The organism is Gordonia malaquae NBRC 108250 (assembly GCF_000344135.1).
GTDB lineage: Bacteria > Actinomycetota > Actinomycetes > Mycobacteriales > Mycobacteriaceae > Gordonia > Gordonia malaquae.
In genome coordinates, this window is record NZ_BAOP01000003.1 from 35,018 (window position 1) to 57,912 (window position 22,895).

Annotated in this window: 21 protein-coding genes; 18 read left to right on the forward strand and 3 right to left on the reverse strand. The window is 66.9% G+C overall.

Annotated elements, in window-relative coordinates; translation table 11 throughout:
- Positions 1-48 precede the first annotated feature (48 nt).
- The 13 genes from GM1_RS02060 (at position 49) to GM1_RS02120 (ending at position 15,227) form a co-directional block, all read left to right on the forward strand.
- Positions 49-2,706: an FHA domain-containing protein gene (locus GM1_RS02060; protein WP_008376212.1), complete on the forward strand. Its 2,658-nt coding sequence runs from the start codon at positions 49-51 to the stop codon at positions 2,704-2,706.
- A 16-nt stretch (positions 2,707-2,722) separates the two neighbouring features.
- On the forward strand, positions 2,723-4,228 hold the full coding sequence (gene dop, locus GM1_RS02065) for a depupylase/deamidase Dop (RefSeq protein ID WP_008376214.1): 1,506 nt from the start codon (positions 2,723-2,725) through the stop codon (positions 4,226-4,228).
- Between the two features lie 78 nt (positions 4,229-4,306).
- Positions 4,307-4,498, forward strand: coding sequence for a ubiquitin-like protein Pup (locus GM1_RS02070; RefSeq protein ID WP_008376216.1), 192 nt, complete (start codon positions 4,307-4,309; stop codon positions 4,496-4,498).
- Complete coding sequence (prcB, locus tag GM1_RS02075) at positions 4,495-5,319, forward strand: proteasome subunit beta (protein ID WP_008376217.1); 825 nt, start codon at positions 4,495-4,497, stop codon at positions 5,317-5,319. Before GM1_RS02070 ends, prcB begins: the two co-directional genes overlap by 4 nt.
- On the forward strand, positions 5,316-6,029 hold the full coding sequence (gene prcA / locus GM1_RS02080) for a proteasome subunit alpha (RefSeq protein ID WP_008376219.1): 714 nt from the start codon (positions 5,316-5,318) through the stop codon (positions 6,027-6,029). The genes prcB and prcA overlap by 4 nt, the downstream gene beginning before the upstream one ends.
- 1 nt (position 6,030) lies before the next feature.
- The gene (gene pafA / locus GM1_RS02085; protein WP_008376221.1) at positions 6,031-7,389 is read left to right on the forward strand and encodes a Pup--protein ligase; all 1,359 of its coding nucleotides are present in this window, start codon (positions 6,031-6,033) and stop codon (positions 7,387-7,389) included.
- A 16-nt stretch (positions 7,390-7,405) separates the two neighbouring features.
- Positions 7,406-8,398: a helix-turn-helix transcriptional regulator gene (locus GM1_RS02090; protein WP_008376223.1), complete on the forward strand. Its 993-nt coding sequence runs from the start codon at positions 7,406-7,408 to the stop codon at positions 8,396-8,398.
- Positions 8,395-9,354, forward strand: coding sequence for a helix-turn-helix transcriptional regulator (locus GM1_RS02095; RefSeq protein ID WP_008376225.1), 960 nt, complete (start codon positions 8,395-8,397; stop codon positions 9,352-9,354). Before GM1_RS02090 ends, GM1_RS02095 begins: the two co-directional genes overlap by 4 nt.
- A 41-nt stretch (positions 9,355-9,395) precedes the next feature.
- Positions 9,396-10,025, forward strand: coding sequence for a hypothetical protein (locus GM1_RS02100; protein WP_008376226.1), 630 nt, complete (start codon positions 9,396-9,398; stop codon positions 10,023-10,025).
- A gap of 74 nt (positions 10,026-10,099) precedes the next feature.
- Complete coding sequence (tatA, locus tag GM1_RS02105) at positions 10,100-10,348, forward strand: Sec-independent protein translocase subunit TatA (protein WP_008376228.1); 249 nt, start codon at positions 10,100-10,102, stop codon at positions 10,346-10,348.
- An 84-nt stretch (positions 10,349-10,432) separates the two neighbouring features.
- Positions 10,433-11,368 (forward strand): twin-arginine translocase subunit TatC, encoded by a 936-nt coding sequence (tatC, locus tag GM1_RS02110; protein ID WP_052005290.1) that lies wholly within the window; start codon positions 10,433-10,435, stop codon positions 11,366-11,368.
- Between the two features lie 3 nt (positions 11,369-11,371).
- On the forward strand, positions 11,372-14,131 hold the full coding sequence (locus GM1_RS02115) for a DEAD/DEAH box helicase (RefSeq protein ID WP_008376232.1): 2,760 nt from the start codon (positions 11,372-11,374) through the stop codon (positions 14,129-14,131).
- Positions 14,132-14,234: 103 nt separating this feature from the next.
- A complete protein-coding gene (locus GM1_RS02120) occupies positions 14,235-15,227 on the forward strand; it encodes a DUF4333 domain-containing protein (protein ID WP_008376233.1) in 993 nt (330 codons plus the stop codon).
- Positions 15,228-15,301: 74 nt separating this feature from the next.
- Here the strand turns inward: GM1_RS02120 and GM1_RS02125 are convergent, their stop codons facing one another.
- Complete coding sequence (locus GM1_RS02125) at positions 15,302-16,426, reverse strand: M24 family metallopeptidase (RefSeq protein ID WP_040519367.1); 1,125 nt, start codon at positions 16,424-16,426, stop codon at positions 15,302-15,304.
- 93 nt (positions 16,427-16,519) lie between these two features.
- Between GM1_RS02125 and GM1_RS02130 the strand changes: the two genes are divergently transcribed.
- Positions 16,520-17,458 carry a 5'-3' exonuclease gene (locus GM1_RS02130; RefSeq protein ID WP_008376236.1) on the forward strand — a complete coding sequence of 313 codons (939 nt, stop codon included), beginning with the start codon at positions 16,520-16,522 and terminating at the stop codon, positions 17,456-17,458.
- A gap of 1 nt (position 17,459) precedes the next feature.
- Here GM1_RS02130 and GM1_RS02135 read toward each other — a convergent pair whose 3' ends face one another.
- A complete protein-coding gene (locus GM1_RS02135; RefSeq protein WP_008376237.1) occupies positions 17,460-17,867 on the reverse strand; it encodes a pyridoxamine 5'-phosphate oxidase family protein in 408 nt (135 codons plus the stop codon).
- Between the two features lie 93 nt (positions 17,868-17,960).
- On the opposite strand from GM1_RS02135, the gene GM1_RS02140 reads away from it, so the two are divergent.
- Genes GM1_RS02140 through GM1_RS02155 form a run of 4 tightly spaced genes read left to right on the forward strand, consistent with a single transcriptional unit; the run spans position 17,961 to position 21,409 of the window.
- Entirely contained in the window at positions 17,961-18,710 is a 750-nt protein-coding gene (locus GM1_RS02140) for an SDR family NAD(P)-dependent oxidoreductase (protein ID WP_008376238.1), read from the forward strand.
- The gene (locus GM1_RS02145; protein ID WP_008376240.1) at positions 18,707-19,921 is read left to right on the forward strand and encodes a bifunctional cobalt-precorrin-7 (C(5))-methyltransferase/cobalt-precorrin-6B (C(15))-methyltransferase; all 1,215 of its coding nucleotides are present in this window, start codon (positions 18,707-18,709) and stop codon (positions 19,919-19,921) included. The genes GM1_RS02140 and GM1_RS02145 overlap by 4 nt, the downstream gene beginning before the upstream one ends.
- On the forward strand, positions 19,918-20,685 hold the full coding sequence (locus tag GM1_RS02150) for a cobalt-precorrin-4/precorrin-4 C(11)-methyltransferase (protein WP_008376241.1): 768 nt from the start codon (positions 19,918-19,920) through the stop codon (positions 20,683-20,685). Before GM1_RS02145 ends, GM1_RS02150 begins: the two co-directional genes overlap by 4 nt.
- Positions 20,678-21,409, forward strand: a complete 732-nt coding sequence (locus GM1_RS02155) for a cobalt-precorrin-6A reductase (RefSeq protein ID WP_008376243.1) — start codon at positions 20,678-20,680, stop codon at positions 21,407-21,409. The genes GM1_RS02150 and GM1_RS02155 overlap by 8 nt, the downstream gene beginning before the upstream one ends.
- On the opposite strand, the gene GM1_RS02160 is transcribed toward GM1_RS02155, so the two are convergent.
- Positions 21,400-22,887: a precorrin-2 C(20)-methyltransferase gene (locus tag GM1_RS02160; RefSeq protein ID WP_008376244.1), complete on the reverse strand. Its 1,488-nt coding sequence runs from the start codon at positions 22,885-22,887 to the stop codon at positions 21,400-21,402. The genes GM1_RS02155 and GM1_RS02160 overlap by 10 nt on opposite strands.
- Positions 22,888-22,895: the final 8 nt, after the last annotated feature.

A 22,895-nucleotide genomic window follows, 5' to 3' on the forward strand; every position in this document is an offset into this window, starting at 1 on the left:
TCATTCCGGTGAACGGGGTGCTCGTCATTGACCGGCTAGTCTGATTCGGTGACGAGCACTCCAGGTATCACTCCGCTGCAGGTTCGGGTCGGGCAAGGCAACGCTCAGGTCATCCGCACCTCGCCGGCATCCCTCGGCCGGACGCCCGACAACGAGATCGTGGTCAACCATCCGCTCGTGTCGCGCAGGCACCTGTCGGTCGAGTGGTCGGCGTCGGCCGGGTGGCAGGTCATCGATGCGGGCAGCACCAACGGCATGTATGCGAACGGGGTGCGACAGAACGTCGTGACCGTCGGCACCGGCGCTCGTGTGCAGCTCGGTGACGGCCAGACCGGACCGATCCTCGAACTCACCCCGCAGGCGCCCGCACCGAAGACGCTCATCGGTCCGGGCGGTGATCACGCGCCACGAGCAGACGCCTCCGGTCGCCTGCCCGAGCAGCGGACCACCCCGATCCAGTCCGGCCCACAACGGGCGCAACAGCCCCCGCCGTCGTCGACGCCTCCGCCGAAACCGCCGACCCGCCCGTTGGGCGGCCCGGCGTCTGCACCGTTCGGCGCCCAGCCGGCCCAGGCTTCCCAGCACCCGCAGTCGGCGCCGTTCCAGGCTCAGCCGGGCGAGCGGGGCTGGCGTCCGGCTCCGCGTTTCGGTGAGCTCCAGAACGCACCTCACCTCGCGGCGCTTCACCAGAACGCCTCGGCGGTGTTCCAGGTGCCGGGGGAGCTTCGCAACAATGGCCGGGAGACGATCTCCCTGTCCGGCGTCCAGTCGATCGGCCGCACCCCGGACAACGACATCGTGGTCAGCGACGTCCTCGCGTCGCGGCATCACGCGCGACTCTCGTCCAGCCCACAGGGACTGCTCCTCGAAGATCTGGGCAGCGTCAACGGCACGTTCGTCAACGGCCAACGTGTCATGGCGCACCGACTCAGCGAGAACGACGTCGTCACGATCGGAAACTCCGACTTCGTGATGTCCGGCGGGGCACTCGTCCGAGGCCGCCCGCAGGTCGAGGTGGCAGGCGGTGTCCAGGTCGACTCGGTGAGTCTCACCATCGACGGCAAGACACTCCTCAACGACATCTCGTTCAACGCCGCCCCAGGCACGCTGACGGCCATCATCGGTCCGTCGGGTGCGGGCAAGTCGACGGTGTCGAAGATCGTCGCCGGTCTCGGAAACCCGACCGTCGGTCTCGTCACGTTCGAGGGACGTGGCGTGCACACCGAGTACGAGGCGCTCCGCACGCGTATCGGCATGGTCCCGCAGGACGACGTCCTGCACCGCAAGCTCACGCTCCGCCAGGCCCTCCGGTATGCGGCCGAACTACGGCTCCCCGCCGACTTGAGCACGGCCGACCGCGATCAGGTGATCGACGGCGTGCTCAGTGAGTTGCAGCTCACCGAGCATGTAGACACCCGGGTCGACAAACTGTCCGGCGGTCAGCGAAAGCGCGCGTCCGTCGCGATGGAACTCCTGACAGGTCCGTCATTGCTGATCCTCGACGAGCCGACCTCGGGACTCGACCCCGCGCTCGATCGTCAGGTGATGCAGACACTGCGCCGACTCGCCGACGCCGGTCGTGTGGTGCTTGTGGTCACCCACTCACTGACGTACTTGAGCCTGTGCGACCAGGTGCTCCTTCTCGCACCAGGTGGCAAGACCGCCTACTGCGGTGCTCCGAAGGAGGTCGGAGCAGAGCTCGGCACCACCGATTGGGCGGAGATCTTCGCGTTCACCGCCGATCAGCCCGACGCCGCGTGGGCGCGTTACCGACAGCGGCATCCGCACACGTCGAAACCGCCCGCGGCGCCGCCGAGCGGGCCGCCGATCACGGTGCCGCAGGCCTCCGGTGGGCGACAGGCGAGCACGGTGTTCCGCAGGCAGCTCCGCTTGATCCTCGCCGACCGCGGCTATCTCGTGTTCTTGCTGCTGTTGCCGATCGTTCTCGGTCTGCTGACGAAGGTGATCCCGGGCGACCTCGGCTTCGGCAAGGCCGAGGTAGGTCTGCCGGGGCCGGGCGAACTGCCGAAGGTCTCGGTGGAAGCGGTCCAGCTTCTTGTCGTCCTGGTGATCGGTGCCGCCTTCATGGGTGCCGCGCTGACGGTCCGAGATCTCGTCGGCGAACGCCCCATCTTCGAGCGGGAGCGTGCGGTCGGCCTCCGTCCCGGTGCCTACCTCGTGGCCAAGGTAGTCGTGTTCTTCCTGCTCACTGCGGTGCAGAGCGCGATCATGCTGGGCATCTGCTTCGCCCTCAAGGGGGTTCCGGAGGAAGGCGGCGTGTTCCTTCCGCCGCCGGTCGCGCTGTTCGCGGCGATCACCGCACTCGCGTGTGTCAGCACACTCGTCGGTCTCGCGATCTCGTCGATGGTGAAGTCGAACGAACAGACGATGCCGCCGTTGGTCATCGTCGTGATGGTGCAACTCGTGTTCTGCGGCGGACTGTTCCCGATCACTGCGGCCGGCGCCGCTCAACTCGGGTGGATCTTCCCGGCCTACTGGGGTTACACGGCCGCCGCTCAGGCTGTCGACATCCCGAAGATCAATCCCGATGCGGCGCAAGTGAAGACGACTCAGACCGAGAGCATGAAGTATCCGCTGTGGGAGCCGACCGCAACGCACATGATGATCTCCTACGGTGTGCTCGCACTGATGGCCGCACTGCTCATCGGGCTGGTGTACTCGCGCCTGCGGCTGCGTCGACGCTGACCGTTACGCTGAACTCATGGAGCGCATCATCGGCACGGAGGTCGAGTACGGCATCTCGGCGCCCGGAGACCCCTCGGCGAACCCGATCATGACCTCGACGCAGGCCGTTCTCGCGTATGCGGCGGCCGCATCGGTCCCGCGGCGTGACCGTCGGACGAGGTGGGACTACGAGGAGGAGTCGCCAATGCGCGACGCCCGCGGGTTCGACCTCGGGCGCCATTCGGGGCCCGCGCCGATCATCGACGCCGATGAGATCGGCGCGGCGAATATGATCCTCACCAACGGTGCGCGGCTCTACGTCGACCATGCGCACCCGGAGTACTCGGCGCCCGAGGTCACCGATCCGCTCGACGCCGTGATCTGGGACAAGGCGGGGGAGCGAGTGATGGAGGAGGCCGCGCGTTTCGTCGCCAGCGTCCCGGGCGCTCCTCGCCTGCAGCTGTACAAGAACAACATCGACGGCAAGGGCGCGTCGTACGGCACCCACGAGAATTACCTCATGCGACGGGACACCCCGTTCGAAGCCGTCATCACCGGGTTGATGCCCTTCTTCGCGTCACGTCAGGTGATCACCGGTTCGGGTCGTGTCGGGATCGGGCAGCGGGGGGAGGAGCCCGGTTATCAGCTGTCGCAGCGGGCCGACTACATCGAGGTGGAAGTCGGGCTGGAGACGACTCTCAAGCGCGGCATCATCAACACGCGGGACGAACCGCACGCCGACCCTGACAAGTACCGTCGCCTGCACGTCATCATCGGCGACGCTAATCTCGCCGAGACCGCGACGTACCTCAAGGTCGGCACCACCTCCCTCGTCCTCGACTTGATCGAGGCGGGCGTCGACCTGTCCGACCTGGCGCTCGCCTGGCCGGTGGACGCCGTGCACCAGATCAGCCACGACCCCTCACTGCGAGCGACGGTGGCTCTCGCCGACGGTCGTGAGATGACCGGTCTGGCACTGCAACGCGAGTACCTCGCACGCGTGACGGCGTTCCATCACGACCGGGACTCCGGCGACGAGCGCGCCGCGCACGTGATCGAGACCTGGGCCGACGTGCTCGACAAGCTCGAACGCGACCCCATGGAATGCGCAGACATCCTCGACTGGCCTGCGAAGCTCCGCCTGCTGGAGGGATTCCGGCAGCGTGAAGGACTGTCCTGGTCGGCGTCACGCCTGCAGCTCATCGATCTGCAGTACTCGGACGTCCGGCTCGACAAGGGGCTGTACAACCGACTGGTGGCCCGGGGCTCGATGAAGCGTCTCGTGACCGAAGAGCAGGTGCTCGCCGCGGTCGCGAACGCACCCGAGTCGACCAGGGCCTACTTCCGCGGGGAGTCGGTCCGCCGATTCGGCGCCGACATCGCGGCCGCGAGCTGGGACTCGGTGATCTTCGACGTCGGATCGGACAACCTGGTCCGCATACCGATGCCGGAACCGTTGCGCGGCACCAGAAAGCATGTTGGTGAACTGTTGGAGTCCGCGACGTCGGCAGCCGCTTTGGTCGAGGAGCTCACTGCGGGCTGAAACCGGCGGTTCGCGGCCTCGGGCCCGGTGCGGCACCGGTAGGGTTGATCACACGACGATCCTTTCCAGGAGGCGAAGATGGCGCAGGAGCAGACCAACCGCGGTGGCGGCGCAGGTGACGACGACGTGATCGGTGGCGGAGCCGCCGGTCAGGAACGCCGCGAGAAGCTCACCGAGGAGACCGACGATCTGCTGGACGAGATCGACGACGTCCTCGAGGAGAACGCCGAAGACTTCGTGAAGGCCTACGTCCAGAAGGGCGGGCAGTGATCGCCGATCGCGGCGGCCGCTCAACACACGACATCTCGTCGTTCACCGAGTTCTTGCGGGTCACCGCCCCTGATCGATTGCCCGGCGCAACCGCTTTCGGGGGTGCGCCGATCAACGTTGAACAGGTGCCGCACGGCACCACGATTGTGGCGATCGCCTACCGAGGCGGCGTGATCCTCGCCGGTGATCGGCGCGCGACGATGGGGAACCTGATCGCCACGCGCGACGTCGAGAAGGTGTACGTCACCGACGAGTATTCTGCGGCGGGCATCGCGGGCACGGCCGGCATCGCCATCGAGATGGTGCGGCTGTTCGCGGTTGAACTCGAGCACTACGAGAAGATCGAGGGCGTTCGGCTCACTCTCGACGGCAAGGCGTCACGCCTGGCCTCGATGGTGCGGGGCAACCTCGGCGCCGCCCTTCAGGGACTCGCGGCGATTCCGCTGCTCGTCGGCTACGAACCGGCCGACGACGACCAACGACGGGGACGGATCTTCTCGTTCGACGTCGCCGGCTCGCGGCACGAGGAACGCGGCGGCTACGAGGCGATCGGATCGGGCTCGGTGTTCGCGCGATCATCTCTCAAGAAGTCGTACCGGTCGGACCTGACCGCTGCCGAGGCGCTCTCGGCAGCAGTCGAGGCTCTGTACGATGCGGCCGACGACGACTCCGCCACCGGCGGACCGGACCTCGTCCGACGGATCTTCCCGACGGCCGTGCGCATCGACGACGACGGCGCTCTCGCCGTCGAGGAGTCGGAGATCGCGGCCGCCGCGCAAGCCGTCATCGACCGACGCGTCGAGCGGGAGGAGAACGCATGACGTTTCCGTACTATGCGAGCGCCGAACAGATCATGCGTGATCGTTCGGAGCTCGCGCGAAAGGGCATCGCGCGCGGGCGCAGTGTCATCGCGGTGACGTATGCCGACGGAGTGCTGTTCGTCGCGCACAATCCGTCCAACACCCTTCGGAAGATCAGTGAGATCTACGACCGGATCGGGTTCGCGGCGGTCGGCAAGTACAACGAGTTCGAGAGCCTTCGCAAAGCCGGAATTCAGCTGGCTGATCTCCGCGGGTACTCCTACGACCGAGCCGACGTGACCGGATTGTCCCTCGCGAGCGCGTACGCGAACACTCTCGGCACGGTCTTCACCGAACAGGCGAAGCCGTTCGAGGTCGAGTTGTGCGTCGCCGAAGTGGGTCGCGTCGGGAGCACCACACCGTCGCAGTTGTACCGCATCGGATACGACGGCTCGATCGTGGACGAACGGTCGTTCCTGGTCATGGGCGGATCCACCGAACCGGTGATCGCCGCGATGAAGGACTCGTACCGGCCCGACATGACCCTCGCCGAGGCGTTGCGAGTGTCCGCTCTGGCGCTCGCACCGGTGAATGCGGATGCCGAGGGCGCGGAGGCGGCGCCGTTGACCGCCGACGACATCGAGGCCGCCGTCCTCGACCGAACCCGACCGCGGAGAGCGTTCCGACGTCTCACCGACGACCGGGTGACAGCACTGCTTCGAGAGGACTGACGTGGAACGCCGCATCATGGGCATCGAGACCGAGTTCGGTGTCACCTGCACCTTCGAAGGGCAGCGTCGACTGAGCCCGGACGAAGTCGCCCGGTACCTGTTCCGACGTGTCGTCGCGTGGGGTCGGTCGTCGAACGTGTTCCTCGAGAACGGCGCACGTCTGTACCTCGATGTCGGGTCGCATCCCGAGTACGCGACGGCCGAATGCGATTCGGTGGCGCAACTCATCGCCCATGACCGCTCGGGCGAGCGGATCCTCGAGGAGCTGATCATCGACGCCGAGCAGAGGCTGGCCGACGAGGGGATCGGTGGTGACATCTATCTGTTCAAGAACAACACCGACTCGGCAGGAAATTCGTACGGTTGCCACGAGAACTACCTCGTCAACAGGATGGGCGAGTTCGGCCGGGTGTCGGATGTGTTGTTGCCGTTCCTCGTCACGCGCCAGTTGATCTGTGGCGCCGGAAAGGTCCAGTCGGTCGGCCAGGAGACCCGGCTCTGCCTCTCTCAGCGCGCAGACCACATCTGGGAGGGCGTCTCATCCGCGACCACCCGCTCGCGTCCCATCATCAACACGCGTGACGAGCCGCACGCCGACGCGGAGAAGTACCGACGGATGCACGTGATCGTCGGCGACTCCAACATGTCCGAGACGACCACGATGCTGAAGGTCGGCTCCGCTCTATTGGTGTTGGAGATGATCGAGTCGGGCATCTCCTTCCACGACTTCGCGCTGGACAACCCGATCCGGGCGATCCGCGACATCAGTCACGACACCACCGGTCGTCGCGAGGTTCGCCTGGCGGGCGGACGGACGGCGACGGCACTTTCGATCCAGCGCGAATACCACGCACGAGCGGTGGCCCATCTCGCAAACCGCACACCCGATCCGGTGATGGACAGGGTGGTCGACCTGTGGGGGCGCACGCTCGACGCCGTCGAGTCGGGCGATTTCAGCGGAGTCGACACCGAGATCGACTGGGTGATCAAGCAGAAACTGTTCCGTCGCTATCAGGACCGGTACTCGATGGACCTCGGCGATCCGAAGATCGCGCAACTGGACCTCGCATATCACGACATCCGCCGGGGTCGCGGCGTGTTCGATCTCCTGCAGCGCAAAGGCCTCGCGGCGCGGGTGGTCACCGATGAGGAGATCGACGCCGCCGTCACGACGCCGCCGCAGACCACGCGAGCGAAGCTTCGTGGCGACTTCATCGCGGCGGCGACCAAGGCGCAACGCGACTTCACCGTGGACTGGGTGCACCTCAAGCTGAACGACCAGGCTCAGCGCACAGTTCTGTGCAAGGATCCGTTCCGAAATGTGGACGAGCGCGTCGATCGACTCATCTCGTCGCTCTAGCCTCTACGATGGCCGCGTGGCCACCGGAAAGAATGAGCGCCTGCTCAACCTCGTCATCTGCTTGATGTCGGCACGTCAGTACGTGACCGCCGACTATCTGCGGAAGAACGTGATCGGGTACAAGGACGCGCCCGACAAGACCGACGACACCTTCAAGCGGATGCTCGAACGCGACAAGAACGAGCTCCGTGAGATGGGGATCCCGGTGGAGACGGGCCGCAACCCGTTGTCAGCGGAAGACGGCTACCGCATCAAGCCCGCCGACTACGCGCTGCCCGCGGTGTCCTTGGAGGCGGACGAAGCGGCCGCAGTGGCGGCCGCCGCAGCGGTGTGGCGCGATCCGGACGTCAGTGTCGTGTCGCAGACCGCGGTGCTGAAGCTACGCGCTGCAGGGGTCGAGGTGGCGTCGCCGGACGAACTTGCCGTCATGTCTGGTGGAGCGACCAAGTCGATGGGGTCGGAGGCGACAATTCGTGGTCTGCTGAGCGCGATCGAGGCGCGGCAGTCGGTCACCTTCACGCACCGGACCGCGAAGGGGCGGGCTGAGCGCAGACTGGAGCCGTGGGGTGTGGTCGGCAATCGTGGACGCTGGTACGTCGTCGGTCACGACCTCGACCGTGACGCCACGCGAACGTTTCGGCTGTCCCGGGTGGAGAACGTTGCGACTGCATCCGATCGGGGATCGGTGCACGTGCCGACGGACGTCGACCTGAACGCACTCGTCGAGTCTGCCGTCTCGGGCGCGAACGGCGCCTCCGGCGTGACGGCGTCGATCTGGCTCGCCGCCGACCGCGGGCACGCCCTCCGCCGGCTCGCGACCACCACGACTCCTCATTCGCTGTCCGGCGACGAAGGCGACGTCGTCCAGATCGAACTCCGTTCGCCGTCCGCCGTGATTCGGGCCGTGCTCGACGCGGGCGCCGACGCCGTCGTCCTCGAACCCGCTGACCTGCGCGCCGAGGTGATCGCCGAGCTCGATCGGCTCGTCGACATGGAGGTGACCCGATGAATGCCGCAGCACCCACCCGACTGTCCCGCCTGCTGGCGATGGTTCCGTACTTCCTGGCGCGTCCCGGCATCAAGCTGTCGGTCGCCGCTGCCGATCTCGGTCTCACCGAACGTCAGCTCACCAAGGACCTCGAGCAGTTGTTCGTGTGCGGTCTGCCCGGCTACATGCCGGACGACCTGATCGACATCGAGTTCTCCAGCGGATGGGTGCATGTCGGTTTCACCGCAGGCATGGACCGCCCGCTGCGGCTGACCGGCGCCGAAGCGAACGTGCTGCTCATCGCCCTGCGTATGCTCCTCGACGCGGGGGCGGTCGACGCGGACGCGGTCCGCCGTGCGATGGCCAAGATCGAAGCCGCGGTCGGCGAGACGCTGCGTCCGTTCGCCGCAGCCGACGTTGCCGGACAGATCGCCGACGATCCCGTCCATAAGACGATCCGGTCCGCAGTGGCCGCCGGTCGGGCGCTCGCGATCCGCTACTACACGCCGAGCCGCGACGAAGTGTCTGATCGGGTCGTCGATCCGATCATGATCCAGGCGATCGACGGGCAGAGTTACCTCGAGGCGTGGTGCAGAACCTCCGGTGGAGTCCGCCTGTTCCGCTTCGACCGTGTGTACTCGGCGGAACAACTCGACGAGGCAGCCAACCCTCCGAAACGTGCCGACCTCGAACCGATCGGTGGGACGTCGTCGTTGACCGGTGATCTGCCGACCGTACGGGTCGAGATCGACGCCGATGCACTCTGGTTGTTGGAGTACTACGCCGCGGAGGCCGAGACCGAACTGAACGGTGAACCGGACGGCCCGATCGTCGCAGTCCTCCATTACGGCTCGGCCCAGTGGCTCGAACGCTTCCTCCGCAGCTTCGGCGGTCGGGTGCGGCTTCTCGAAGGTGAAGCCGACGAGGTGGCCGCGGCAGTGCAGACCACCGCGGTAGCGGCTCGGGCCCGATACTGACTGAACGACTCGATACGCCCGCACCGGGCAGAATCGACCACATGTCGCCATCTGATCGAGTCCGTGCCGCAGCGTTCAGTGCAGGTTGGTGGCTGGCGTCGGTTGTCGCACTCATGGCGCCCACCGCCGGCAGTCGCGACGTCATCGCCGACTCGTGGCGGACTCCAGTGACGGGTGCGGCATTCGCTCTCGCCGCGGTGTGCGCGCTGGGCGTGTCGCTGACCGCACCAACTGTCGGCGATGCGTCTCGCGTATGGACAGCGGTGGCGGCCTTCGGCGCCGTTCTGACGCTTGTCCCCGAGGTGACCGCGATTGCCGACGACCGGATGAGCTCGCTGTTCCAGGACGAGACGCCGGGGAGTCTGGTCGCGGCCGGATACGCATTGATGTTCGTCGCGTGGGGCGGTAGGCGTCGAGCAGCCATTCGATCGGTGCCGGCTGGCGCGGTCGTCGGGTTCATCGTTGCGATCGCGATGTCCGAGGCCGTGTGGCGCACCACGTTCAACGATCAAGGCATGGTCGAACGAACCCGGACGGCGGAGTTCCTCGACGATCTGTGGCCGGTGCTCGGGTCGCAGAGTGTGTCCGTTCTGGTCACGGTCGGGTCCGCGTGGCTGGTCGGCGTTCGCCGATCGAGCGGCGTGCAGGGGCGCGACACCCTCACCGCGTGACACAGATCGGGCGAAATCTCGCGCGCCGGGTAGAGTCGGAGACGACATCTGTTACTCGTGTGGAGGTTTTGGTCATGGGCGCCCTTTCCTGGTGGCACTGGGCAATCGTTCTGGTGGTTCTCGTTGTGCTCTTCGGCTCGAAGAAGCTGCCCGAGGCCGCACGTGGACTCGGTCGTTCGATGCGCATCTTCAAGTCCGAGATGGCCGAGATGGCCAACGACGGATCCGACAAGAAGGCTGCCGAGGATGCTCCGCGTGAGCTTCCCGCGGTCGACCCGGCCGTCGAGGTCAACGTCGACGTCGAGAAGAAGAAGTCGGCCTAGCCGCCATCTGTCACTCGCGTGGGAATCAACCTCCGTCGACTCGATCCGCGCAAGCGGCGCAGTAAGACCAATCCGAACGGCTCGATGCCGCTGGCCGAGCACTTGTATGAGCTCCGCTACCGGCTGCTGCTGTCGCTCGCTGCGATCGTGCTGACGACCGTTTTTGGATTCATCTGGTACACGCACGGCCCCGGGCCGATCGAGTCGCTCGGAGAGCTGCTTCGCGGCCCGTATTGCGAGCTCGACCCGTCGGTCCGTGCGACGCTCACTCCGGACGGATCGTGCCGCCTTCTCGCAACCGGTCCGTTCGACCAGTTCATGCTTCGGCTGCAGGTGGCGCTGACCGCGGGAATCGTCATCGCCTGTCCGATCTGGTTCTACCAACTGTGGCGTTTCATCACCCCCGGCCTGCATGCCAACGAACGCAAGTACGCGGTCAGCTTCGTCTCCGCCGCCGCGGTCCTGTTCGTCGCAGGCGCAGTGCTCGCCTACATCGTCGTCGCGAAGGCGTTCGAGTTCCTCCTCACCGTCGGACAAGACGTCCAGGTGACGGCGCTGTCCGGCGATCAGTACTTCAGCTTCATGCTGCACCTGCTGATCATCTTCGGCATCAGTTTTGAACTGCCCCTGTTGATCGTCGCGTTGAACATGGTGGGGATCGTCAGTTACAAGCGGCTCAAAGCGTGGCGCCGCGGTCTGATCTTCACGATGTTCGTCTTCGCCGCCATCGTGACGCCGGGTCAGGACCCGTTCACGATGCTTGCGCTGGCGTGCGCGCTCACGGTGCTGCTCGAGTTCGCGATCCAGATCGCGCGCATCCACGACAAGCGCAAGGCGAGGCGGAACCCGGACTGGGCCGACCTGTCCGACGACGAGGCGTCTCCGCTCGACCTCGCGAGTGACCGCGCGACGACAACCGCGGTGCCCGCTCCGACGCAGGTGGCGTCGTCGGGTCCGATCGGCGCCACGCGGAGCCGGAATTCCGTTCGCACAGATTCGGCGTTCGATGAGATCCTGTAGGGGATGAGCACAGACGCACCGGCCTCCGGACCAGAACTGACCGCTTTCACATCCCGACTCGACTTCGGGATCGACGACTTCCAGCGTCGGGCGTGCCAGTCCCTCGAAGAAGGCCGTGGAGTTCTCGTCTGTGCTCCCACCGGAGCAGGCAAGACGATCGTCGGAGAGTTCGCCGTCCACTTGGCGCTCGCCGAGGGCGGCAAGTGTTTCTACACCACACCGATCAAGGCGCTGAGCAACCAGAAGTACCACGATCTCGTCGAGGTGCACGGCGGTGAGAACGTCGGTCTGCTGACCGGCGACAACTCGATCAACTCGTCGGCCCCGGTGGTCGTGATGACGACCGAAGTGTTGCGCAACATGATCTACGCGGACTCTGCTGCGCTCGTCGGCCTCTCCCACGTCGTGATGGACGAGGTCCACTTCCTCGCTGACCGGTTCCGCGGTGCGGTGTGGGAGGAGGTGATCCTCGGGCTCGACCAGAGTGTCCGCGTGGTGAGCTTGTCGGCGACGGTCAGCAACGCCGAGGAGTTCGGCGATTGGATCACCACAGTCCGCGGCGACACCGCCGTGATCGTCGACGAGCATCGCCCGGTGCCTCTGCACCAGCACATGCTTGTCGGGAACCGGATGTTCGAACTCTTCGACAGGCGCGGGCGCGGCACCGAGAAGGGGAAGCGGCAGGTCAACTCCGAACTGTCGCGGTACATCAAGCACCGCATGCTCAGCCCGGACGCGGTCGGCGGGTACGAGGATCGCCTGTCTCGGGAACGCAGGCGGCGCGGCAACCGGACCGGGGGAGTGAACCGGCCCCGCATGATCGCGAATCTCGAGGCAGAGGGTCTGCTTCCAGCGATCGACTTCATCTTCTCCAGAGCCGGTTGTGAAGGCGCTCTTGCGCAGTGCCTGCGTTCCGACCTGCACCTGCTCGAACCCGACGAGGTGGCGAAGGTCGATGCGGTGGTCGACGCACATCTCGCCGAACTCGCGCCCGGCGACTCCGATGTGCTCGGCGTCGACGACTGGCGGTGGGCGCTGAGACGGGGATTCGCCGCGCACCACGCAGGGATGCTCCCGACATTCCGGCAGGCAGTCGAGGAGCTCTTCTCCCTCGGCCTGATCAAGGTGGTGTTCGCAACTGAGACGCTTGCACTCGGCATCAACATGCCGGCCCGCAGTGTTGTCCTCGAACGCCTGGTGAAATACAACGGCGAATCGCATGTCGACCTGACACCAGGGGAGTACACCCAGCTGACCGGACGAGCAGGCCGACGCGGCATCGACGTCGAGGGACATGCGGTGGTGATCTGGACACCCGAGGTGCAGCCCGAACGGGTCGCCGGACTGGCGGGCGCCCGGACCTTCCCCCTGCGGAGCTCGTTCGCACCCGAATACAACATGGCGATGAATCTGATCGACCGCCTCGGCGTGGACGGCTCACGGGCTCTCCTGCGTCAGTCGTTCGCTCAGTTTCAGACCGACAGGTCGGTGGTGGGCCAGGCGCGTCAGTTGGACAACGCCGATCGGACGCTTCGCAAGCTCAACAACGAGATCGACGCTGCGGCGGGACGCAGCGGCATCGACCCGGAACGGTTCACCGAGTACGTGGGTCTTCGTGAGGACATCCGTCGAAAAGAACGCGCCCAGAAGTTCGTGCGCCGTGTCGACGGTGCGCACGCGATCGCCGAGGATCTGTCGGCGTTGACGCGCGGTCAGGTGATCTCGGTCGAGACCGGCCGGCACAAGGGCCTCGCCGTGGTCCTCGAAAGCGCGTGGAAGGGGGCCGACCCGAAGCCGCTCGTCCTCTCTGAAGACGGGTGGGTCGGTCGAGTCGGGACCGACGACTTCGTGAACCCGCCGGTTGTCCTCGGCGGTATTCGTATTTCGAAGAACGCCGACACTCGCTCACGCCACGCCCGACGCGAGATCACGGCGGCGCTGCAGAAGTCCGGGATCGAGCGGCCCCGCGGCAAGGTCAAGAAGAAGGCCGCCGAGCCCGACTACGAACTCGACGAACTCCGGCGCAGACTGCGAACACATCCGATGCACAAGGCGTCCGGACTGGACGAGCTGTACCGGATGTCGGAGCGACGCGCCCGCGTGCAGCGCGAAGTCGCGGCGCTGGAGAAGGCCGTCCACGAGCGGACGTCGCAACTGGAGACCGATTTCGACGCCGTCGTCGGTGTGCTCGTCGAACTGGACTACCTCGAGGACGACGGAGCGGGGTCGCTACGCGTGACGCCCACCGGCGCCGTGCTACGTCGCATCTACAGTGAGAGTGACCTGCTCGTCGCCGAGTGCATCCGAGCCGGCGTGTGGAACGGACTCTCGCCGTCGGACCTCGCTGCCGTCGTGTCGTCGGTGCTGTTCGTCTCCAGACGCGAGTCGTACGGAGCCGGTGTCGACTCGATGCCCGGCAATCCAGCGATGCGGGACGCACTCACCGGGACGATTCAGGTGTGGGAGGCGACCAATCGGGTCCAGGACCGACACGGAGTCGTTCAAACGCGTGAACCGGATACCGGATTCTGCGCTGCCGTGTCGGCGTGGGCGTCGGGCCGATCGTTGCGCGAAGCGTTGGGCGCGGCCGGTTCTCAGGGGAATCTGTTGTCGCCGGGCGACTTCGTGCGGTGGAACCGCCAGGTCATCGACCTGCTGGAACAGATCCGGCTCGGTGTGGATCCCGCCGATCCGCTCGCGGGCGCCGCGAAACGAGCGGTTGCCGGAGTTCGCCGCGGAGTGGTCGCGTCGGAGCTCAGCTGACCTGCGCGACACCGCCGTTCGTCCCCGGCGTCGAGTGTGCACTGGGGTAGCCTGACACCCGATAGAGAAACGGGCATTCCCCATCGACGAGGAGAGGTCTGCGATGACCACTGGTAACGAGCCGACCGACGCGGGCGCGAACGCGCCTGGGCCCGACGCGAACAACGACGCGACGTCGATCGTCGAGCGTCCCGACCTGTCGACGAACGACGACAATGCAGATGCGACGACGATCTCGCAGCTTCCGGTGACCCCTGCGCCGGCTCAGCCGACCGAGCTCAACAAGCCGTTGCCCGCGACTGAGATCAACCAGCCTCTGCCGCAGCAGAACGCACAGACGACGCAGTACACGGCGCCCGGTGCACCCGCGGCGCCGGCTCCGGGTTTCCAGCCGCCTTCCGCAGGCCAGCCCCAATACGGTCAGGCCCAGTACGGTCAGCAGCCGGCGTACGGACAGGCCCCCGGCTACGGTCAGGCTCCTCAGTACGGCAACCCGGCACAGCCGCAGTACGGGGCTCCGGCCGCTCCGCAGTACGGCGCACCGGGACAGGCGCCGCAGCAGGCCGCACCCGCGCAGCCGGGATTCGGTCAGCCTCAGTACGGCGCGTCTGCGCAGCCCCAGGGCGGTGCGCCCCAATACGGTGCTCCCGCATACGGCGCGACAGGCCAGCCGCAATACGGAGCGCCCGCATACCCCGGCGGTGTGGACCTGAACGCGACACTGGATCCGAATGCGCCGAACCCGGCAGCACCCGGCGCGAAGGGCGGCAAGGGCAAGCTCATCGCCGCCATCGTGGGCGGCCTGGTCGTGGTGGCGGCGATCGTGCTGCTCACCGCGTTCGTCTGGCCGAAGTGGGCCCAGGGAGGACTCTCACAGAGTGCCGTTCAGGACGGTGTCCAGAAGATCCTCACGCAGCCTGAACCCGACGGCTACGGGATCTCCGACGTCAAGGACGTCAGCTGCCCGGACGGTCAGAAGGTCGAGTCGGGCACCACGTTCACCTGCTCGGTGAAGGTCAACGGCGAGAACAAGCACGTGACCGTCACCGTCAAGGACTCCGACGGAACGTATGAGGTGTCCCGTCCCGTCAATTGACCGGTGACATACGAATCGGCCCGAACCCCGGCATGGGTTCGGGCCGATTCGCGTTCGCGACGCGGACCGTGAGATCAGCTCAGCTGGACGAGTCCGTGTGGTCGGGTGTTGACCGGTTCGCAGCCGTCGGCGGTCACGATCACGATGTCTTCGATGCGTGCACCCCAGTCGCCGGTCACATACACGCCCGGCTCCACGCTGAACGCCATGCCTTCGCGGAGGACGTCGGTGTTGCCTTCGACGATGTAGGGCTCCTCGTGCACGGACAGGCCGATGCCGTGTCCCGTCCGGTGGATGAAGCGGTCCCCGAGGCCTGCGTCGACGAGGACCTGCCGGGCGGCGGCGTCGATGCTCTCGGCAGTGACTCCGGGGCGGACCGCGGCGACGGCCGCCGCCTGCGCCCGTTCCAGAACGGCATACGCGTCGGTGATGTCCCGTCGTGGGGGAGCGAAGCAGTAGGTACGCGTCGAATCGGAGTTGTAACCCGGTGACACGGGTCCCCCGATGTCGATGACGACGATGTCGTCGACGCTGATCACGCGGTCGGACTGCTCGTGGTGCGGGTCGGCGCCGTTCGGCCCTGACCCGACGATGATGAACTCCGCTCCGGTGTGGCCCTCAGCTCTGATCGCCGCGTCGATGTCGGCGGCGACGGCGGCTTCGGTCCGGCCGGGCCGTAGGAACTCGCCCATTCGAGCGTGGACCCGGTCGATCGCGGCACCTGCGCGACGAAGCGCGTCGAGTTCGGCGTCGTCCTTGATCATCCGCAGTTCGCGGAGGATGTCGGTGGCGAGCTCCGGCGGGGTCGAGGTGCGCGCTGCGAGCGGAATCAGATGCAGGGCGGGCAGTGAGTCGGACACCGCGATCCGTGCGTCGTTCCGAAGGCCGTCCATCGCGAGCCGGTACGGATCCTGGCCGTCGACCCAGTCCGTGACCGACAGCTCGAGGTCGCCGATGGCGGACTCCCGGAGCGCGGCGAGTTCGAGCTTCGCGGTGACCACGCGCGGATCGCCACCTGCGGGGACGACGAGCGCGGTGAGGCGTTCGAATGTGTCGGCGGTCGATCCGGTGAGGTAGCGGAAGTCGGGCCCGGTGCCCACGATCAACGCGTCGACGCCCGCTTGTGCGGTGAGTTCCGCGGCGCGCTGCAAGCGCTGCCGGTACACGTCCGAGGGGAATCGGTCTGCGGTGTCAGCCATGCCCGCCAGGCTACGCGGGCCCACCCGGTGGCGCGTTCGGTCGGTCCGATGTCCCCGGAGTGTGGAACAGTGTCTTCCATGACCGGATCAGTGATGCTGCTCGATGGCGCCAGCCTGTGGTTTCGTTCCTTCTTCGCCCTCCCGGAGAAGATGACATCGCCGGACGGGAGACCGGTCAACGCCGTGCGCGGGTTCGTCGACACGATCGCCGCCCTGGTCACCGATCATCGCCCCGACAGGCTCGTCGTGTGCCTCGACCTCGATTGGCGCCCGTCGTTCCGCACTGATCTGATTCCCTCGTACAAGGAACATCGAGTCGCGACGGTCGGATCCGGGGACACGCCGGATGTCGAGGAAGTACCCGACACGTTGACGCCACAGGTCGACATGATCATGAACGTCCTCCGGTGTGCGGGCATCACGACGTCGGGAGCGGTCGGGTGTGAAGCCGACGACGTGATCGGAACGCTCGCCTTCGCAGAGGCCGAGGACGCCGTCCTCGTCGTCAGCGGGGACCGTGATCTCTTGCAGGTGGTGGCCGACGATCCGGTCCCGGTGCGTGTCCTCTACGTCGGACGCGGATTGCGCAATGCTGAGTTGATGGGACCGATCGAGGTCGCCGCGAAGTATGCGGTGCCGACCGAACGCGCGGGCACCGCATACGCTGAGATGTCGATTCTGCGTGGTGACCCGTCGGACGGGCTGCCAGGCGTTCCGGGAATCGGGGAGAAGACCGCCGCGAAGCTCATCACCGCGTTCGGCGACCTCGACGCTCTTGAAGCGGCCGCCTACCAGCCGGAGTCGACGATGGCGGCGCGGGCTCGCAATTCGATCCAGGACTCGAAGGACTATCTGCGTGCGGCGCGCACCGTGGTCGCTGTCCGAACCGACGCCGACACCGTGGAGAGCAGGCCCGACGATCGCCTTCCCACGCAACCTGACGATGCAGACGGATTGCGAGCCCTCGTCGAGGAGCTCGGGATCGACGCGAGCGTCGGCCGCCTCGCCAAAGCCCTGGAGTGGGACTTCTAGCCTAGTCTCCTGCGAACATCGGCGCCGCACCCATCACTCGGGTCACCGTGACCTCGATGACCACGCGTCGGGGATTGGCGCGCGGCTTGCGGTAGCGCGCTTCGTATCGGTCCTCCGCGTCGCGTACCGACGCCGAGTCGCGGAGCACTCGCGCGGGTCCTTCGAGCGTGAGCCACCGCGCACCGTCGACGTGGGTGAGTGCCGCGTACCGGCCGCGTTCAGCGTTCTTGACCTTCTGGTTGCCGTCGGACGTGATGACCCGCGCGACGCCCGCGTCGCGGTCGATGGTGAAGCCGACCGCGCACACGTGTGGAGTGCCGTCCGCACGGGTCGTGGCAAGGCTGGCGAGTTGGTACTCCGCCAACAGTTCATCGGCTGCGGGACTCAGATCGGCGAGAGTACGGGGCATAGATCGAGACTAGTGGCTCATCCTCCTGCTTCCTGAGCCGGTCAGACGCCGCCCGGCCGTCGCCCGGAGTGGACACGCTGGAATACTGCAGGGGTGGGAACCATTGTGCTCTTCGGCGGACGCAGTGAGATCGGCGTCGCCACCGCTGCCCGGCTCGCCTCCGGCAAACGTGTGGTCCTCGCGGCCAGACGCCCCGACGACCTGACCGTCGAGAGTCGAATCCTGCTGGCGGCGGGTGCCGACGACGTGCACACGATCGAGTTCGACGCCGATGACGTTTCCGGCCATTCCGCACTCGTCGAACGGATCGTCACAGATCACGGGCCGATCGAGGCGGCGATCATCGCATTCGGCATTCTCGGCGACGCGGCGCGCGCCGAGAGGGACGTCGAACACGCACTGCAGATCGCTCACACCGACTACTACGCACAGATCAGTGTCATCACACCGTTGGCCGTGGCACTTCGCCGACAGAAGTCCGGGACGATCATCGTCTACTCGTCGATCGCCGGCGTGCGGGTCCGCAAAGGCAACTACGTGTACGGCTCCACCAAGGCGGGCCTCGACGGGTTCGCTAGTGGACTGTCCGACGCCCTGCACGGGAGCGGTGTGCGAGTGCTCCTCGCCCGTCCAGGGTTTGTCGTCGGCGCCATGACCAAGGATCTGATGGAGTCCGGCGTCAAACCGGCACCCATGTCGTTGACGCCGGACGACGTGGCCGACGCGGTGGCAGTCGCGTACCGCAAGGGACGCCGCGAAGTGTGGATTCCACGCCGTCTGAGTCTCGTGGGCTTCGCCACGCGCTTCGTGCCTCGCGCGATCTGGCGGCGGATGCCGCGGTGACCGGACGCTTCGTGGTCGTCGGCATGGGCGCCGACGGGTGGGAGTCGTTGTCGTCGACTGCTCGGCGTTCGTTGGAGGCGGCCACCGACGTATACGGCTCGGCTCGTCAGCTCGACCTGCTGCCGGCCGATCTAACCGCGGTCCGGACCCCGTGGCGCAGTCCGATGTCCGAGCATCTCGCCTCGCTGGCCGCAACGATCGGCGGCGCCGACGTCGTCCACGTCCTTGCCAGCGGCGATCCGATGTTCCACGGCGTCGGGGCGTCGCTCGTACGGCTTGTGGGGCCCGACAGGGTGACCGTGCATTCGTCGCCGTCGAGCGTGTCACTCGCCGCCGCCAGACTCGGCTGGGATCTCGCATCGACGATGGTCGTCAGTCTGGTGACGGCGCCGGTCGAGACGCTCGCGCTGAACTTCACGGACGGCGCACGTCTTCTTGTCCTCTCTCGTGACGGGTCCACGCCTGCACAGGTCGCCGAACTGCTCAGGTCTCTCGGCTTCGGCTCCTCCGAGATGACGGTCCTCGGCGATCTCGGCGGAGCCGCCGAACACGTCGTCACCGGCCGCGCCGACGTCTGGAACGACGGTGCGCCCGCTCTCAACGTCGTCGCCGTGGATTGTGTCGGACCGGCCGTCTCCCGGGCGCCGGGACTGCCCGACAGCCACTTCGCGAACGACGGACAGCTCACGAAACAACCGATCCGTGCCCTCACGGTCAGTGCTCTCGCGCCCGCGGAGGGACGCCTCCTGTGGGACGTCGGCGCGGGGTCGGGGAGTATCGGCATCGAATGGCTGCGCCAGCTGCGTACGGGGCGAGTCGTCGCGTTCGAGTCGGACACCGACCGGGCCGCCGTCGCCACGGCGAACGCATGCAGGCACGGAGTCGGAGACCGTTACGAGATGCGAGGTGCAGCCCCCGCATCACTCGACGGCGCCCCCACGCCTGATGCCGTGTTCATCGGCGGCGGAATGACTGCTGACGTCCTCGACGCCGCTTGGTCGGCGCTGTGCGTCGGCGGCCGCATCGTAGCCAACGCCGTCACCATCGAGACCGAACGACTCCTCGTGGAGGCGGCCGGTGCACGCGGTGGCGACCTGATCAGAGTGAGCGTCGAACGGGCCGCTCCGCTGGGGCGGTCGACCGCATGGCGCCCCGCACTCCCCATCGTCCAGTGGACGGCCGTCAAGGAATCAGGAGCCGGACTCTCGTGACCGTCTACTTCATCGGCGCAGGCCCCGGCGCTGCCGACCTCATCACCGTTCGCGGTGCGCAGCGCCTGGCCGAGTGCCGGACCTGCCTCTACGCTGGTTCCCTCGTTCCTGCGGAACTGCTCGAGCGTCTGCCCGCCGGTGCTGTCACGATCGACACGGCGAGGATGCCTTTGGACCGCATCGTCGCGGAGATCGCGAAGGCCCATGCCGCGGGACACGATGTCGCACGTCTGCATTCGGGTGATCTCTCCCTGTACTCGGCGATGACCGAACAACTGAGCCGTCTCCGCGCGCTCGACATCCCGTACGAACTCGTGCCGGGTGTGCCTGCGTTCGCAGCAGCAGCGGCCGCTATCGACGCCGAGTTGACCGTGCCCGGCGTCGGTCAGAGCCTTTTGATCACGCGAGTCTCGACCCTGTCGACCGACATGCCCCCGGGCGAGGACTTGGCGGCCCTCGGACGCAGCGGCGTCACGCTCGCCCTCCACCTGGCGGCTCACCGCACCGAGCAGATCGTGGAGGCTCTCGCGGACAGTTATGGTTCGGACTGTCCGACGGCTACTGTCGCCTTCGCCTCGCGCAGCGATCAGCTCGTGGTCCGTGCACCGCTCGCCGAGCTCCCTGCGGCGCTCGCAGCGGCCGGCATCACCAAGACGGCGGTGATCTTCGTCGGACGTGCGCTCGACGGCGCCGCCCATCCAGACCTCGTCGACAGTTACCTGTATTCGCAGGCCCGCATGACCAAACTGCGCACCGATGGCTGACGTTCTGATCCTCGGCGGAACCGGTGAGGCTCGGGCTCTCGCGAAGACCCTCGTGGACAACGGTGTCGACGTCGTGAGTTCACTCGCAGGACGTGTCGCATCGCCGCGACTGCCCGTCGGCGCCGTGCGCATCGGCGGCTTCGGCGGACGGCGTGGCCTCGCGGAGTTCATGCGGGACAACGGCGTCCGTGCCGTGGTCGACGCGACGCACCCGTTCGCGGCGCGGATCACGCCCAATGCGCATGCGGCCGCTGCCGACGAGGGGGTGCCCCACCTTCGACTCACCCGACCCGAATGGGTCGAAGGGCCGGGCGACGTCTGGACGCGGGTCCCGACAATCGGTGCCGCCGCCGCTGCCGTGGGCGGGCGCCGCGTCTTCCTCACCACCGGACGTCAAGACGTGTCGGCGTTCGCCGACGTCGCGGACTCGTGGTTTCTGATCCGGGTCGTCGATCCACCCGAGCGCACTCTGCCGCCACACCACGAGGTGCTGCGCTCGCGCGGCCCGTACACGCTGGACGGCGAACTCGACCTGATGCGTCGGCATCGGATCGAGGTCGTGGTCACGAAGAACAGCGGCGGATCATTGACCTCAGCGAAGCTGGCCGCCGCCCGCGAACTCGGACTGCCGGTGATCGTGGTCGATCGCCCAGCGGAATCTGACGGCATCCAGTGCGTCTCGACAGTCGACGAGGCCGTGGTGTGGCTGCAGGCTCAGCTGTAGTGACGCGGTGTGAAGACCAGGTCGCCGGCTGATCGGGGCACCGCCGTCGTGGTTGAGGAACCGACGATCACCAACGTCCGCATGTCGACGGTGGCAGGCTCGAAACCGGCAGCGGTGGTGACGGTGACCTTCTCGCCCGGTCCGCCGACGTCGCGCCCCTGAATGATCACCCGATCGGCCGGAACCAACTCCGTCAGCAGTTCTTTCAAACGGACTATCTGCTCGGTCCGCTTCGACGACGCCGGGTTGTAGATCGCGACGGCGAGATCGGCGGCGATCGCGTGACGCAGACGGTTCTCGATGACGGCGTCCGGTTTGAGAAGGTTCGACAACGAGATGATTGCGAAGTCGTGACCGAGTGGAGCGCCGGCGGCGGCGGCGACCGCGTGAGCGGCGCTCACTCCCGGCACCACACGCACCGCGACGTCGTGCCACCGGGGCTCGGCAGCCACTTCGCTGACCGCCGAGGCCATCGCGAACACGCCCGGGTCACCGGACGACACGACGACCACGCGCGCGCCGCGGGCGGCGAGGTCGAGGGCGAACTCGGCCCTTTCGGCCTCCACCCGGTTGTCGCTGGCGTGCACCCGCTGACCCGGCCGAGGAGTGACCCTTCGGAGGTACGTCGTGTACCCGACCAGGTCGGTGGCTGCGGCGATCTCTGCGGCGACCTGCGGTGTGGTCTGTTCGACGGGCCCCGGGCCGAGTCCCACCACGACGACTTCACCCGCAGACGCATCCGACTGTCCCGCGTAGGGGTTGTTGCGTCCACCCGGAACGACGATGAGCGAGAAGTACGGGACGGACTCGGGATCGACGTCGACCACACGCTCGACTCGCTGTCGATCGGTCGACGCACGCTCGACATACCATGCCTCGTCGAGCCTGCCTGCCGACTCGAGAGCATCACGGACCTTCACGAAGGTGCGACCCAACTTCATGATCGCCAGCGCCTTGCCCGACCGCATGTGCGCGATCAGTTCACCCGGTTCCGCGGTACCGGGGAGCACGGTGAGCGTCTCCTCGCCCTCCACAAGCGGGATTCCGACCGCCGCCGACGCCGCACTCACCGACGTGACGCCCGGAATGATCTCGGCGTCGAATCGGTCGACGAGCCGTTTGTGCATGTGCATGTACGAACTGAAGAACAGCGGATCACCCTCGGCGAGAACCACGACGGTCCGCCCGGCGTCGAGGTGCGCGGCCAGACGCGCCGCGCTCTCGGTGTAGAAGTCGGCCATCGCACCGGCGTATCCGCCGGGATGATCGGTGGTCTCGACGGTGAGCGGGTACATGAGACGCTCGTGGATCTGGCCTTCGCGCAAATACGGCTGAGCTACCGAGAGCGCGATCGAGTTCCCGTGCCGCGCACAGTGGAACGCGATGACGTCCGCATCGCCGATGACTCGCGCGGCCTTGACCGTCACGAGTTCGGAGTCGCCGGGACCGAGTCCGACACCCCACAGCTTGCCGTTCATTCGACTGC